This window comes from Lysinibacillus sp. Y5S-8 (genome assembly GCF_036894365.1).
GTDB lineage: Bacteria > Bacillota > Bacilli > Bacillales_A > Planococcaceae > Lysinibacillus > Lysinibacillus fusiformis_D.
In genome coordinates this window covers 3,067,216-3,082,993 of the sequence record NZ_CP145889.1, presented here as the reverse complement: position 1 = coordinate 3,082,993, position 15,778 = coordinate 3,067,216, and the positions used below count along the sequence as shown (strand labels likewise).

Annotated in this window: 15 protein-coding genes; 14 read left to right on the top strand and 1 reads right to left on the bottom strand. The window is 37.8% G+C overall.

Annotation, left to right across the window (positions count from 1 at the left end):
• The first annotated feature begins 235 nt into the window (after positions 1–235).
• The 13 genes from rpsU (at position 236) to recO (ending at position 11,567) form a co-directional block, all read left to right on the top strand.
• Positions 236–409, top strand: coding sequence for a 30S ribosomal protein S21 (gene rpsU / locus V6670_RS14940; RefSeq protein ID WP_004227078.1), 174 nt, complete (start codon positions 236–238; stop codon positions 407–409).
• 313 nt (positions 410–722) lie between these two features.
• Positions 723–2,051, top strand: a complete 1,329-nt coding sequence (locus V6670_RS14935; RefSeq protein ID WP_338651518.1) for a nodulation protein NfeD — start codon at positions 723–725, stop codon at positions 2,049–2,051.
• A gap of 3 nt (positions 2,052–2,054) precedes the next feature.
• Positions 2,055–3,059, top strand: a complete 1,005-nt coding sequence (gene floA / locus V6670_RS14930; protein WP_036121665.1) for a flotillin-like protein FloA — start codon at positions 2,055–2,057, stop codon at positions 3,057–3,059.
• A 25-nt stretch (positions 3,060–3,084) separates the two neighbouring features.
• Positions 3,085–3,564 (top strand): hypothetical protein, encoded by a 480-nt coding sequence (locus tag V6670_RS14925; RefSeq protein ID WP_338651515.1) that lies wholly within the window; start codon positions 3,085–3,087, stop codon positions 3,562–3,564.
• A gap of 54 nt (positions 3,565–3,618) precedes the next feature.
• Entirely contained in the window at positions 3,619–3,867 is a 249-nt protein-coding gene (locus V6670_RS14920) for a hypothetical protein (RefSeq protein ID WP_036121657.1), read from the top strand.
• Position 3,868: 1 nt separating this feature from the next.
• Positions 3,869–4,981 carry a sporulation protein YqfD gene (locus V6670_RS14915; RefSeq protein ID WP_141905108.1) on the top strand — a complete coding sequence of 371 codons (1,113 nt, stop codon included), beginning with the start codon at positions 3,869–3,871 and terminating at the stop codon, positions 4,979–4,981.
• Between the two features lie 2 nt (positions 4,982–4,983).
• On the top strand, positions 4,984–5,940 hold the full coding sequence (locus V6670_RS14910; protein WP_141905107.1) for a PhoH family protein: 957 nt from the start codon (positions 4,984–4,986) through the stop codon (positions 5,938–5,940).
• A gap of 272 nt (positions 5,941–6,212) precedes the next feature.
• Complete coding sequence (locus tag V6670_RS14905; RefSeq protein ID WP_338651510.1) at positions 6,213–8,333, top strand: HD family phosphohydrolase; 2,121 nt, start codon at positions 6,213–6,215, stop codon at positions 8,331–8,333.
• Between the two features lie 8 nt (positions 8,334–8,341).
• Positions 8,342–8,815 carry an rRNA maturation RNase YbeY gene (gene ybeY, locus V6670_RS14900; protein ID WP_036120532.1) on the top strand — a complete coding sequence of 158 codons (474 nt, stop codon included), beginning with the start codon at positions 8,342–8,344 and terminating at the stop codon, positions 8,813–8,815.
• The gene (locus tag V6670_RS14895; protein WP_141905105.1) at positions 8,816–9,166 is read left to right on the top strand and encodes a diacylglycerol kinase family protein; all 351 of its coding nucleotides are present in this window, start codon (positions 8,816–8,818) and stop codon (positions 9,164–9,166) included.
• A 58-nt stretch (positions 9,167–9,224) separates the two neighbouring features.
• Entirely contained in the window at positions 9,225–9,638 is a 414-nt protein-coding gene (locus V6670_RS14890; RefSeq protein ID WP_080717050.1) for a cytidine deaminase, read from the top strand.
• Positions 9,625–10,542, top strand: a complete 918-nt coding sequence (era, locus tag V6670_RS14885; protein WP_141905104.1) for a GTPase Era — start codon at positions 9,625–9,627, stop codon at positions 10,540–10,542. The genes V6670_RS14890 and era overlap by 14 nt, the downstream gene beginning before the upstream one ends.
• 239 nt (positions 10,543–10,781) lie before the next feature.
• Complete coding sequence (gene recO, locus V6670_RS14880; RefSeq protein ID WP_036120522.1) at positions 10,782–11,567, top strand: DNA repair protein RecO; 786 nt, start codon at positions 10,782–10,784, stop codon at positions 11,565–11,567.
• Between the two features lie 36 nt (positions 11,568–11,603).
• Here recO and V6670_RS14875 read toward each other — a convergent pair whose 3' ends face one another.
• Entirely contained in the window at positions 11,604–12,992 is a 1,389-nt protein-coding gene (locus V6670_RS14875; protein WP_338651509.1) for an S-layer homology domain-containing protein, read from the bottom strand.
• Between the two features lie 1,055 nt (positions 12,993–14,047).
• Here V6670_RS14875 and V6670_RS14870 point away from each other — a divergent pair.
• A complete protein-coding gene (locus V6670_RS14870) occupies positions 14,048–15,766 on the top strand; it encodes an HD domain-containing phosphohydrolase (protein WP_338651508.1) in 1,719 nt (572 codons plus the stop codon).
• Positions 15,767–15,778: the final 12 nt, after the last annotated feature.

The following is a 15,778-nucleotide window of genomic DNA, read 5'->3' as shown; positions in this document are numbered from 1 at the left end:
CTTTTTGTTTGTCAATAAATTATGTTTTTTACTAGATGCAAGAATAAATATTGGATATATTGCTAGCTAAATGCAATTTGAATAAGTTACAAAAATAAAACCAAAAATTCACTTGATAATTTCGCACACTTTCTATTGACCATTATTAGACAATACGATATAATTTTTTAGTACACAACAGAAGGTAATTTGCCTAATTGTGTATTGACGTGTGTTCGGAGGGAGGGAAAGAGAGATGTCAAAAACTGTCGTTCGCAAAAACGAATCGCTTGAAGATGCTCTTCGCCGCTTCAAACGTACTGTATCAAAAAGTGGTACAATTCAAGAAGTTAGAAAGCGCGAGTTCTACGAAAAACCTAGCGTAAAACGTAAAAAGAAATCAGAAGCTGCACGTAAACGTAAGTGGTAATTTAATTTCCCATTAAAAATCCCTACGTTCATAACACGCAATTGTATGATTCACTGAGCAGACAAAATTATACCTGAAATTAATCACATGGAGGATTGATTTCAGGTATTTTACATTGCTCACGCTTACGTACATATGAAAAAGCCGAATGATATCTTATTGATTCATTTGGCTTTTTTTGTAACATACTAAGTGTCAGTCATTCAAATGAAATGGATCTTAAATAAACTTAAAAAATTTTAAGATTTGTGAAACTTTTCGCATGATTGACCGTATATACAAGGGAGAAGCATGTTAGAAGGGAGGGAAAAAGATGCGAAGACGGAGAATCCTCAGCTATTTACTAGTAATATGGATGACTTTTTTGTTAGCGTTTCCATTAACGTCAGCTTTTGCAAGTAGTAAGGTCTACCATGTTCCAATTCATAATGAAGTAGAGCGAGGGCTTCATGCATTTTTAGAACGAGCTTTTAAAGAGGCTGAAGAAAACTATGCAGAGGCGATTATCTTAGATATACATACGCCTGGCGGATTTGTGAATGCTGCAAGTGATATCGCCATGCTTATGGATGCAACGGAGATACGTACAATTGCTTATATTAATAAGGATGCGCATTCAGCTGGTGCTTTTTTAGCCTTACATGCGGATGAGATTTACATGGTGCCGAATGGAACAATCGGTGCAGCAGCGGTCATTGATTCAGCAGGTAATGCAGCAGATTTAAAAGCTAATAGTGCTTGGCTTGCTCAAATGCAGGCAGCGGCAGAAACATCAGGTCGCGATCCTAAGTTTGCATTAGCAATGGCAGATACCAACTATGAACTACCAGAATACCGTGCTGGCGGAAAGAATTTGTTAACCTTATCTGCTTCAGAGGCATTGGAGGTTCGCTATTCTGAAGGAACGGTTAAAAATTTTCAGGAGCTTTTAGCGAAAACAAATCTTAAGAGTAGTGATATTGTTCCAATCGAACCAACATTTTCTGAAAAATTGGCTCGTTTTATTACAAATCCAATCATTGTACCCATTTTATTGTCTATCGCAAGTTTAGGGCTGGTGATGGAGCTATATTCGCCAGGATTTGGCGTTCCAGGTATAATGGGGCTATCAGCTCTTGGTTTATTTTTCTTTGGACATATGGTTGCAGGCTTCGCTGGTTATGAAACATTATTGTTATTTATAGTTGGTTTAGCTCTTGTAATTGCAGAGTTTTTTGTCCCCGGAGGAATTGTGGGAATTTTAGGTGGCGTGCTCATATTACTAAGTCTGATACTGGCAGGTGCAAATATGATGCAAATGATAGTAGCAATTCTCATTGCGCTTGTGATAGCGATGATAGGAATGGTGATTCTGATGAAATTTTTCGGAAAAAAAATGCATGTCTTAAACAGGCTCGTGTTAATGGATGCAACTACGACAGAAGAAGGGTATGTGTCCAATGTCAACCGCACAGAACTGTTAGGAAAAATTGGGAAAACGCTTACACCACTACGTCCATCAGGTACAATGGTACTTGGTAGTGAACGCATTGATATTGTATCAGAAGGTGGCTATATCGATGCTAATCAACATGTAGAAATTATTAAAGTTGAAGGCTCACGTATTGTTGTGAGACAAACAGATAAAGAGATGGAGGAATAGAAAATGGGTTTTGATTTAGCTTTAATTGGTCCAATTGCTGGACTGGTTATTTTATTCATTGTTCTTGCGGTATTCTTTACCTTTGTACCGGTAGCACTGTGGATTTCTGCATTAGCAGCAGGTGTTCGTGTTAGTATTTTTACATTAATTGGGATGCGTTTACGTCGAGTTATCCCTTCTCGAATTGTCAATCCGTTGATTAAAGCACATAAAGCAGGCTTACCTGTTACGATTAATCAGTTAGAGAGTCACTATTTAGCAGGTGGTAATGTTGACCGTGTTGTCAATGCATTAATTGCAGCTCACCGTGCCAATATTGAACTATCTTTTGAACGCTGTGCAGCGATTGATTTAGCTGGTCGAGATGTATTAGAAGCGGTTCAAATGTCTGTTAATCCAAAAGTTATTGAAACACCATTTATTTCAGGTGTAGCAATGAACGGGATTGAAGTTAAAGCAAAGGCACGTATTACAGTACGTGCAAATATTGAGCGTTTAGTCGGTGGTGCTGGTGAAGAAACAGTTATTGCCCGTGTTGGTGAAGGGATTGTTTCGACAATCGGTTCGGCTGTGCACCATACAGAAGTATTAGAAAATCCTGATATGATTTCACAAACAGTATTATCAAAAGGTTTGGACTCAGGAACAGCCTTTGAAATCTTATCCATTGATATTGCCGACGTAGATATCGGTAAAAACATCGGTGCAGAATTACAGATTGAACAAGCACAGGCGGATAAAAACATTGCTCAGGCAAAAGCTGAGGAACGCCGTGCAATGGCTGTAGCGAATGAGCAGGAAATGATTGCCCGTGTTCAAGAAATGAAGGCGAAAGTAGTAGAGGCTGAAGCAGAAGTACCACAGGCTATGGCTGAAGCATTACGTTCTGGTAATCTTGGCATTATGGATTACATGAATTATCGTAACATTCAAGCGGATACGGCGATGCGCGACTCGATTTCAAAAGTAAGCACTGATAAGCCAGACACGAATGATCCAAATGCTTAAAAACGGAAAGGAGCGGAACTAACATATGGAACAATTAATAATTCTTGCCTTAATTGCCATAGCCAGCTCTATTTTCGGAAAATCAAAAAATAAAAAGCCTCAGAAACAGATGCCTCCTTTTAATAAAGATACAGCGGCAGAGCCTCCAGTTATGGCGGAAACAACGCCGCATCGTGCAGGGAGAGCGCAAAGTTTTGAAGATTTTGCACGAGAGTTTATTGGTGATTGGATTCCTGAAAATGAGAAAGTTGAAGAGCCCAAAAAGTTTGTCGAGGAACAGGGGAAGCAGGAAATACCAAGCTATACTGCCCCGCCAGTTCTGCCAGCGGATGTTCCTAGTCGTACTTCTATTCGAGAAAGTAGAGGACGTCTAGCTGCTGGGAAAAAAGAGGTGCAAATTGTCGGTGCACCATCGGCTTTTCAATTACCTCAATCGAAAAACGATCTCATGCAAGCGATCGTAATGGCTGAAATATTAGGACCACCTAAAGCAAAAAGAAAATAACTAGCATGTCCTCCTTTTTCGATGCATATATTGCCGAAGAAGGAGGCATTTTTTATGAAAAAATTATTTCAATTAACGCCACTACTCGAATTGTTAGAATACGAATCATTAAAAATCATTGGACCTTATCGGTTTATCCATGCAGATGCTACGACCTGTTCGTTTGTTTATGCAGATTATCATATTACTGTCAATGCAGATTCCGTGAAGATTAATGCTCTAAAAGAAGAAATGCTTCATCTCTCTGTTGATAATCTACAGGAGCTTCAGATGAAAAAGGCAAAGAATATGGATGTGAGCTAAAATGTGGAATAATCGGCCTATCATTATACGTATAAAGCGCCATGAAAATGTTCATCCTTTTATTCAAGCATTGCACGCCCAGCATGTTCCGTTAAAGCGTGTAGTCTTTCGTGAGCAAGAAGTTTCCTTTGAAACAACTATGCATTACTTACCAAAAATTCGCCGTGCTCGTAGACAGTTTCGTTTGAAAATGGCTGTTTTTTATGCAGATGAGCTGCAAGTTTTCCGAGCACAGCTTTGGACTTTGCTTGGCTTAACCTTGATGATTGTCATTCCTATTATCTGCGCACAAGTCATTTGGCGAGTGGACATTGAGGCAGCGACACCCGAACTGGAGCAGCGGCTAGGCAAAACCTTTCAAGAGACCTTTCAACTAGAAACACCGCTCTCTAAAAAAAGTTTACCTTCCAATACGATCATACGTCAAAAGCTGTTAGAGCAACATCGAGAGCTATCATGGGTGCATATTGATAAACACGGCGGACGAGTAATACTGAGACCTCAGGAATCACCGAAGCAAACAGAGCAATCGAATGACAAATTAGCTTCGCATTTAGTCGCAACGAAAAGTGGTGTCATTACTCATTTTAATATACAAAATGGTGAACGGAAAATTTCAATAAATGATACAGCCTATGAGGGAGATGTCCTCGTTAGTGGTGTTATTGAAAGTGGTACAGATCAAGTTTATGTTGGGGCTAAGGGAGAGGTATTTGCAGACTATTGGCTTGAATGCTCGTTCAAAATCCCAACAACGATTACAATGGAAACTGTGCAGCAAAAGCAGTGGCGAGTATTGGTAAAGGGGATACACAAAGAAAAAGTAGATTATGTACAAAAGAAGGATTTACCGAATTGGTTAGACCCCTATGTTTCGATTGTAGAGGAACAACAGACAAATACGATGCAAGTGGAGCTTGATGAATCGAAAATAGAGTCATTGCTAATCCCTCTACTGCATGAAAAAGTGTTACGTTCGTTACCTGCAAAAACAATGATCAAGAAAGAAAACCTTTTACAGGCAAAGTGGGGGAATGGTACAGTTGAAGGGAAAGTTCTATTTTTAGTCAATGAAAACATTGCAAGTCCAATACAAGGCCTACAAGGAGAATGATTATGTCAGAACAGTTAACTGTATTACAGGTGGATAATCCAAACGAAGCGGTTATGCTACTCGGTATTTCAGATGCAAATATGAAATTAGTCGAAGAAGCACTAAATGTTCATATCATTACGCGCGGTGAGCAAATTCAACTGGCTGGTGAAGAAAATGCTAAGGAGCAGGCAACCTTTCTTCTGCATGCACTATTGAAGGTCATTCGCAAAGGAATTAATATTGATCAACGGGATGTTACAACAGCGATTGAAATGATACAAAAAGGCACGATTGAATATTTTGCAGAACTTTATGATGAAGAAATAGCACGTACGACGAAAGGCAAGCCAATTCGTGCAAAAACAATTGGTCAACGAGAATACATACAAGCAATCCGTCATAAAGACGTTGTTTTTGGTATTGGTCCAGCCGGTACTGGGAAAACGTATTTAGCGGTAGTCATGGCAACACAAGCACTTAAAAATGGGCATGTAAAGCGAATTATTTTAACTCGCCCTGCTGTTGAAGCAGGAGAGTCTCTAGGATTTCTGCCAGGAGATTTAAAGGAAAAGGTAGATCCTTATCTTAGACCTCTCTACGACGCTTTAAACGACATTTACGGGGCTGAACAAACACAAAGACTGATTGAACGCGGAACAATAGAAATCGCGCCATTAGCTTATATGCGTGGTCGTACATTAGATGATGCCTTTGTTATTTTAGATGAGGCTCAAAATACAACACATCAGCAAATGAAAATGTTTTTAACACGTCTAGGCTTCGGTTCTAAAATGGTCATTACAGGTGATAAAACGCAAATTGACCTACCTAAAAATACGGAATCTGGCTTGATTGTAGCAGAGCGTACATTAAAATATGTAAAATCCATACATTTCCAAGTGTTAGAACAAGGCGATGTCGTACGCCACCCAATCGTAGCCAAAATCATCCAAGCCTACGAAGAACAGCAACTTTAGAATTGCGAAGCAATTCTAAAGTCTGCCCCGAAAGCGAAGCGACAGGGGCAACAAGGTTTAAAAAGTCTGCCTCGAAAGCGAAGCGACAGATGTGATAGTGTTTTAAAATTATCATTACAAAGCAAATAGCTAAACTACGAAATTAATCAAAATATGGAAAAAAATGTGACGGCTATGCAAAATTGTATAGCTGTTTTTTGCTTTCTTATACATTTTTCGAGAAAAATGTATGTTGAATTGGTATGATAGTAGGTAGATAGAGGAGGTGCCAAATGGAGAAACAACTTCGAAAATTTACAGAGCTTATCGGTTTTCGCTACTTTATTATCATCATTCTCATTTTAACAGGCGGCCTACAGTTTGCGTTTATGTATGGCAATGTTAAGGGAGTTACATATGATTTCAAACCACTACAGCTTGCGCCTGAAACCGTACGATCTACCAAAACGATTGAAGACACTTATAAGACGCAGCTAGAGCGGGAAAAAGCCGCCAATGCAGTGGATTCAGTCTATCAATTTTCGGAGGATGTCGCCAAGCAAAGAGCAGCGATTGTAACATCATTGTTTGATTATGTACTAGAAGTGAAAAAGGATGTTGCAAACAGTAAGGAACCTATACCTATTGCCGATCAAGTTGCACAGCTTCGCAAAAAATTCGAATCAATAGATGAAGATCAGATGCCATTAATCTTTACAGATTCACAGTTGGAAGGTCTGTTAGTGCAAAGTGATGAAGATTTAAACAGAACTAGTACGCAATTATCCAAATTTGTAGAGGACTATTTACAAAAGTCTATCCGATCTGAGAATGTCTTTGTTGCTCAAAATGATTTTGAGACAAAGATTCGAGGGCAACGAGGGTATCCTGATAAAATATTCAATACAGTCGTGTTAATAGGGCGTACAAGTATTATTGAAAATGAAACGATTAACGAAGACCAAACGAAAATTCGCAAAGAGCAGGCGAAGGAAAGCGTCGAGCCGACACGAATCTTACAAGGACAAATCATTGTGCAGGAAGGTCAAATTATTGATAATGAGGCTTACCGACAATTAGAGCTATTGGGTATGGTTAGTAATAAAGCATCCTTGAAGCCAATTGCTGGACTTATTATTTTAACGCTACTGCAAATGATGTTTATGTATATTTTATTTGAGCGTTGGGATGCTGACGAACGAAAAAAACGCAATGCCTTATTAGTGACAGTGATTGTTTATACGTTGTCTATCCTACTCATGAAATTTATCAGCTTAGTATCTAGTGGCTTTGATGTGACGATTGCCTTTCTGTTCCCTACCGCATTAGCTACAATGCTTGTACGATTATTAGCTGATGAACGGGCGGCTGTGCTCATTACCGTTATGACCGCAGCCTCAGCAGGTGTTATTTTTCAAGAAGGCTATTCATCTGTTATGCAAATGGAAATTACGTTGTATATTATTTTTGGAGGGCTTGCAAGCCTGTTCTTTTTGCGTAGTGTGGAAAAACGCTCACATATTTTACATGCAGTTGGTGTGATTTCCCTTGTCAACATGGCATTTATCGCCTTTTATTTACTCATGACACAATCATCCTACGGCTTACCAGAATTAGTGTTTTACTTGATTGCAGCTATGTTATCTGCCTTGCTTTCAGGGGCATTAACAATGGGACTTTTACCATTCTTTGAGTCAGCATTTAGCCTATTATCATCGCTGCGTTTAATTGAGCTATCCAATCCTAATCATCCATTATTAAAAAAATTACTAATGGAAGCACCGGGGACATATCATCATAGTGTAATGGTAGCGAATTTAGCAGAAGCTGCCTGTGAAGAAATTGGTGCAGATGGTTTACTAGCGCGTGTTGGTTGTTATTATCATGATATAGGTAAAACAAAGCGTCCTGCCTTTTTCATTGAAAATCAAATGTCAGGTATTAATCCGCATGATTCTTTACCGCCTGAGACAAGTGCAGAAATTATTATCGCCCATACAACAGATGGAGCCGACATGTTAAAACGCTATAAAATGCCACAAGAAATTATCGATATCGCTTTACAACATCATGGTACAAGTTTATTAAAGTTCTTCTTGTTTAAAGCGAAGGAACAAGGAAAAAGCATTGATGAGGCAAAGCTCCGTTATCCAGGTCCAAAACCACAAACTAAGGAAGCAGCGGTTATTAGTGTTGCTGACAGTGTTGAGGCAGCAGTTCGTTCAATGAAAGAGCCGAATGCTGAAAAAATTCATAAGCTAGTACGAGCGATCATTGATGATCGTGTACAGGATAATCAGTTTGATGAATGCGATATTTCGATAAAAGAGTTAAAATGTATAGAGAGAGTTCTTTGTGAAACGTTGAATGGTATTTTCCACTCACGTATTGAATATCCAAAGGCAGATAAGTAGGAGGATCTATGATTTTAACAATTGATTTTACAGATGAAACAAATGAAGTGGCTACACCACATACAGAGCTTGTTGAAAAGCTTTTACAGCATGCAGCGAGTATTGAAAATATTGAGCCAGAAACTGAGGTTTCAGTGACGTTTGTAACGAATGAGACGATTCAAGACATTAACCGTGAGTATCGTGGCAAGGATCAGCCTACAGATGTCATTTCCTTTGCGCTAGAGGAGCTAGGGGAAGGGGAAATTGAGGTAACTTTTGAAGGAATGCCACGTGTACTAGGTGATATTATCATTTCTACAGACCGTGCCAAAGAGCAGGCTGAGGAATACAATCATTCCTTTGAACGAGAATTAGGTTTTTTAGCTGTACATGGTTTTTTACATTTGCTTGGTTATGACCATATGGAGCCAGAAGAAGAGAAAAAAATGTTTACAAAGCAAGATGAAATTTTACAAACTTTCGGCTTAGGGCGAGACTAAATGGATTTGCGCAAATACTTGCGATCTTTTGGCTATGCATTAGAGGGCGTTATCACAGCAAGTAAAGAACAAAATTTAAAATCACATATAATTAGTGCAATCATTGTTATAATGGCTGGTTATTGGACAGGTTTATCTCGTATGGAATGGTATATTGTGCTACTATTAATAGCACTAATGTTTGCGCTGGAAATGATCAATACAGCTATCGAACGGGCGGTTGATTTAGCTTCCCCAGAGGTACATCCACTTGCTAAGCAGGCGAAAGATATTGCGGCAGGTGCAGTGCTTGTATTTGCGCTATTCAGTGCTATAATCGGATTACTCATCTTTCTGCCAAAATGGTTTTAATGGAAATGAGTGTCTTCTTAATGAAAATAAACCATAATGTGAGGGAGAATTTGTATAGATGACAGTGGATATGCAAGGATTATTAGAGGAATCGAAAAAAGCACGTGAAAAAGCCTATGTTCCATACTCGAAATTTAAAGTTGGTGCAGCTCTTTTAACAAAAGAGGGAGAGGTTATTCACGGCTGTAATATTGAAAATGCAGGCTATAGTATGACGAATTGTGCTGAGCGTACAGCGTTCTTTAAAGCTGTATCAGAGGGTATTTATGAATTCGAAGCCATTGCCATTGTTGCTGATACGGACGGGCCATGCGCACCGTGTGGAGCATGTCGTCAGGTAATGATGGAGTTTTGTGCGCCAACTATGCCTGTTTATTTAACGAACTTAAAAGGTGATGTGACGGTAACGTCGGTAGGCGAATTACTACCGTTTGCATTTACGACGGAGGATTTAGAGAATGCAGGAAACTAACACTGGCTACAAGTCAGGCTTTATCTCCATTATTGGTCGTCCAAATGTAGGGAAATCGACATTTTTAAATCGTGTCATTGGCCAAAAAATTGCGATCATGAGTGATAAGCCACAAACAACACGAAATAAAGTACAAGGTGTACTGACAACTGATGATAGCCAAATGATTTTTATTGATACACCAGGTATTCACAAACCAAAACATAAACTAGGCGATTTCATGCTGAAGGTTTCTAAAAATACATTGCGTGAAGTGGATGTTATTATGTTTATGGTCAATGCTGAGCAAAAGCTTGGTAAAGGTGATGAATTCATTTTAGAAATGTTGGCGGGAAATCCGACGCCTGTCTTTTTGGTCATCAATAAAATCGATGCCATTCATCCAGACGAATTAATAGGGATTATTGAGAACTATAAAGAGCGCTATAATTTTGCAGAAATTGTACCGATTTCAGCACTACAAGGGAATAATGTAGAAAATTTATTAGCGACGTTAGCAAAATATTTACCAGAAGGACCACAATATTACCCAGCAGATCAAGTGACGGATCATCCTGAGCGATTTATCATCTCAGAGCTGATACGAGAAAAAGTTTTACATTTAACACGTGAAGAAATTCCCCACTCGATTGCAGTGGTGATTGATAAAATTCGCCGTGATGAAGAAAATGCTGACAAAATTCATGTGGCCGCGACGATTATTGTGGAGCGCGATTCTCAAAAAGGCATTGTCATTGGGAAACGTGGAGCCTTGCTGAAAGAAGTAGGGACACGTGCACGAAAGGATATTGAAATGCTGTTAGGCTCAAAAGTCTATTTAGAGCTATGGGTTAAGGTACAAAAAGATTGGCGTAATAAATCTACACATTTACGCGATTTTGGATTCCGTGATGATGAATATTAAGCTGTTGTGATCCTAATCCAGCAGTGTTTATCGGGTGAGTTTCTTAGCAGATGTTCAAACGCCTGCTGAATTAAAATATAGACTTCAGCAGATGTTACAGATTGCCTCCTAGAGGTCTTTTTTCAAATCGTCTGCTCAGTAAAATCTGAGTGTAATTGAGAGGTATTACTTTGAGCTGTCCAAAGCATTTTGGATAGCTCTCTTTTCTTGGATAGCTCTTTTAGGAAAGGAGGAGAACTATGCTTCATAAATGGGAAGGCATTGTATTAAAGGTACGTGCTTATGGGGAATCCAATAAAATTGTCACTCTGCTAACACGAGAAGCTGGCAAAGTGGCTACAATGGCTAGGGGGGCAAAAAAGCCTTCTAGTCGATTGGCGTCCGTCACACAACCCTTTACCTATGGCATGTTTATGGTGCAACATCATACTGGTATGGGGACATTACAACAAGGAGAGCATTTGAACTCGATGCGTCATATTCGTGAAGATATTATGGCCACTGCCTATGCTAGCTATATCATGGAACTGGTGGAACGTGTCGTGGAAGAAGGGAAACCAGAGCCATTTGCTTTTGATGTATTATTACACGCATTACAAGCAATTGAGGAAGGCTATGATCCTGAAGCTATCACACTTTTTGTTGAGTGGAAAATGTTACCCTATACAGGTGTGCAACCTATTTTACATGCCTGTGCTGCGTGTGGTGCTGTCGATGGGGAATTTGCTTTTTCCTTTGCACAAGGAGGGTTTTTATGTCATCGCTGTTATCAGTATGACCCCTATATCATTCGTTTAACACCAACACAACTGAAGCTTATACGTATGTTTTATACTGTTCCAATCGATCAAATCGGAAAAATAGAGCTAAAAAAAGAAACAAAATATTTCATCAAAAAAATTATTACAACCATCTATGAAGAACAAACAGGTATCCGCTTTAAGACGAAAAAATTTATTGAGCAACTAGAGCGAACGCCTGAATTGCAAATACGATCTAAAAATGAAATGCCAGAAGACTCATAATGTTCTTCTGGCATTTTGTGCTATTTAAAAATTATTTCAGATATCAAATTCATATAGAAAAGCCCATTGTCCAGCAATTTTTTTACTTTCCACATAGAGATAGACTGTTTCCTCGTTTTTACCTGTTAGATGAAGAATCGCAATACCCTCTGTTTTTGGTGTAACATGTAGTTGCCCATTAAGAATAGTTGCTTTTACAGGCGCTGGCTCAAAGTCAAAAACTTCAAGAGCTACACTAGCTGGCTCGAAAGGTAATACTGGCGTTGATAGTGTTAATTCGTCAGTTAAATGGTACAAATCAATGCCGCGAACAAAGTCATAGGCATATACATCAGCCGCCATCTTTTGTTGCTGTGTCCCATCTGAAAATGTAACAATGAACTGTCCATTTTTCGAGATAGTTAATGTTTGATCATCCTGATTAAAGCTGTATAAATTCGATGCAAGTGCCTGCCCGTTCATATTTTGAACTGTTACCTCAGTTGGCACGAATGGTAAATTGCTTTCTGCTAAATCAAGTGGTGAATTTTCTGTATAATCCTCTTCCTTCACTTCCTCAAGCGTTACCTTCAGCTTTCCATTGACATTTTTTACATGAACTAAATAAAAAATATTTGTAAAGTCCTCTGAATCATCCGAAAATCCAGTAATCACTAATTTGCCTGTACCTTCTTTTATAGGGGTAATCGTGATAGACTCTGTCATATCTTCCTCTTCATTCCATGTGAAAATATCCTCTGCTGGCTCAAGACCACCATAAGACGCAAAGATATAGTCCTGTTTAAATTGACTTGCATAAACGGTTGCATTGCTTAACATTTTTTCAGCACGTACAACGAAGGCAGCCAATTGGGAACGCTTCACAGGACTTTTTGGACCGTATGTAGTGGCTGAAGTTCCTTTTGTAATGCCATTCGCAAATAAAGCTTTAATATGAGGCTCGAATTCAGTTCCTTTTTTGACATCTGTAAATGGCAATTGTGTATTATTTGGACTCGTTAATCCAAAGCCCTTAGCAATCATTTTTGACATTTGTTCGCGTGTAATATTTTGATTTGGGTAGAAGTAACCATTTGCCCCATTAATAATTCCTGCATTGGCTAATGCAGCAATCGCTCCGTAATTTTCATCGCCAGGTTTAATGTCTTTAAATTGAGGATTTTTTACATGAACTGTATCTAACTTTAAAATACCTGCTAAAATTTTCGCAGCCTGTGTACGTGTAATAGGGTTTGCAGGTTTAAACGTTCCGTCCATATAGCCAGAAATAATGCCACGCTCTGCTAACTGAATGATAGCTTTTCCTTCTTCAGTGGATGGATTGACATCAGGAAAAAACGCTGCATATGCTGGTGGTGCCATAACAATCGCACTTGTTGCTAAGGCAGATGCCATAGCTAGTTGAAATAAACGTTGAGACTTCAATTGAATTCCTCCGAATAGTACAATATAAAATTTTATAGTATGAATGTTTTGTTAAGACCTTCCTATGTATCAGTTCAAACTTCCGGACGATTGAATGTTAAAAAGGGGTATGTCTTTAGCATGTTAATTATTCATTATTTAACAGCTAATACTAACTATAATACCTTATTTATACCAAAGAGTTGGAACTGCGAATAGAGGAAATATCATCCTTCAACATGACATTACTGGTAATTAAATTTTTAACAGCAACGTAAAAACTTGATTTGCCTCTTGAACTATACATCTATATGGAGAGAGCTGGATAGGGCAATAGTAGCATCATTGGTTATACTTTAAGGAAATGAGAGGCGGATTGTAAATGAATAAAATTTCAATTTTTACAAATTAAAATGATTATAGAAAATTAGTTTTATATAATAAAGTTATGATTGTGAAATTTAAGTAAAGGGTCTATTTGACTTTTTATTCATTTTTATTTCGATGATAAATGAAAAATAATAGGTAAAAGGTTTTGTGTTTTTGTTTAGTTTTCAATATATTAATAGTAGAAACCGATCACTTGAGTCCCATATACTAGTTGAAAAGGTATTTTAACCTATGATATTGTAATAAATATAGATAATCGTATTTATATTTTAAAAATATAATTTAGTCGTTTCATCCCCATCGACACAAATGTACGCTAGATCAATTTAGACATGCCTATGAAATGGAAGCCTCTATCAGCAAAACGTATTTTATCTTGATTCAGCAAATGTTTTTTTGTATCAAAAGCACAATATTAGGTACAAAAGCCTCCCTCTCTATAGGGAAAAATAAATGCTTGTTTTGCTTTTTTTAACGGGCATTTAAACACTGGCTGAATCAAGATAAAGCCTCCGCTAGATGTCACGGTTTTAAAAAAGAAGCTTTTCAAGCAAGCTTGGAAAAATCAGGACATATTCATCTGTGCGAAAGCGAGGAGTCATTGATACGTTATCAGAATAACGCAGTCCTATGGAAGAAGGAGGGAGTCACATAGTGCTTAGTACATTGCGTATGTGGCAGAAAATATGCTACGAAAAGTAACCTTAAGTATTCAGGAAGTTGAAGCGAATGATATATTAGCTGAAGATATTTTCTCAGACTATCGTCTATTAGCTAAAAAAGATTTAGTTTTAACGGAGCGAATTATTGCCTTACTTAAACTTCGAAAAGTAGATGAATTGTCAGTCTATTTACCATCTGATTCAGTTCGAGTTGTTCATGATTTAAGTATTCAACGAACAAGAGAATATGAAGATTTATTTGCTCCATTAATTGAAAAAACTGAACCAGTAGATGAATATAAAGAAACGGTAAGTCAGCTTTTTATGACAACGTTGGAGAATGTTGTGCATGAATTACGATATGGACAAATACTGAAAAGCATGCAAGATACGGCTTATGTACGAAGTGTTTTTGAAAAAATTTTAGAAAAAAAACATCGCTATGAGCTACTTATGCGCTTAAAGGAATGGGATGAATATTCATTTGTCCACTCATTTGATGTATTTGTGTTAGGGACAATCTTTGCTAGATATCTAGGTTTAACGGATATCGAAACATTAGCAAGAGGTTATTTGTTCCACGATATTGGGAAGGTCTTTATACCGCAGGAAATATTAAATTTAAAGCGCAAACTCTCTGAAGATGAGTTTGAAATCGTCAAAACGCATACAACAAAAGGTTATGACTTACTAATAGAATATCAGGAGGAAGACATTGCCTATTTAGCGAGAGATCATCATGAACGCTTTGCGGGGAAGGGTTATCCAAATCAACTTTGTGCAGATGAAATGAGTGACGGTGTGCAATTATTACAAATTATTGATGTGTATTCAGCCATGACATCGAAAAGAGTCTACCATGTTGGCTACGGTGCTACAGATGCATTAGCTGTTTTATACAGGGATCGTCATTTATATAATGAGAACTTTATGCATAAGTTTGTTGAATGTTTAGGCATTTACCCAGTCAACTCGGTTGTTATGTTATCGGATAATCGCAGTGCACAAGTAGAGCTGGTTTATGATTTATTTCCGACATTACCAAAGGTGAGGTTGCTAGATGAGCAAAAATCTATGAACTTGCCTTTAAACTATAGTGTGAAAATTACGAAGATGATTGACTACAGGGCGAATAGCTTCGAAGAGATTTTTAACTTATTTGTGGAGCAATTAATCCGCTGTGATGAGAATAATCTGAGAATTCATTTTAGTAAATTAATTGATCATTTACATCCTAAAGAAATTGTCTTAAAAATTTTCTTACCAGCGTTTCGTATACTACGTTTGCTAACACGAGAAATACAAACAGATATGACGAAATATAGAAATTCTATTAGTATCTTAAAAAAGCTATTAGAAGAGCAATTAAATGTATTATATATGGATTATCAGCATGAACAAACGACCATTTTAGTGGTGGAGTCTTCCTTACGTGAAAATTTCTTCATTAAACTTGTGCAAAGTATTTTGTATATCGATAAAATAGTACCTTTCTTTATCAATCCAGGTGATGATCAACGTATTACACAATTGATGGGGCATTGTGATGTCAATGTCGCCTATTTTATTGAAGAGGAACAAACTATTGACAAACGAGTTCGTCCAATGCGAGAAGGTGCCTTTCTTTATTATTCATTAGCTGATATTGAAGAGATACTAGTGAGCTTAGTAGGGATGAGCATGAAAAAGTTTTCATTCGAGGAAAAAATGCAAGAGCGCTTATTTTCCACATATAAAGCATAAAAAGAGGGAGTT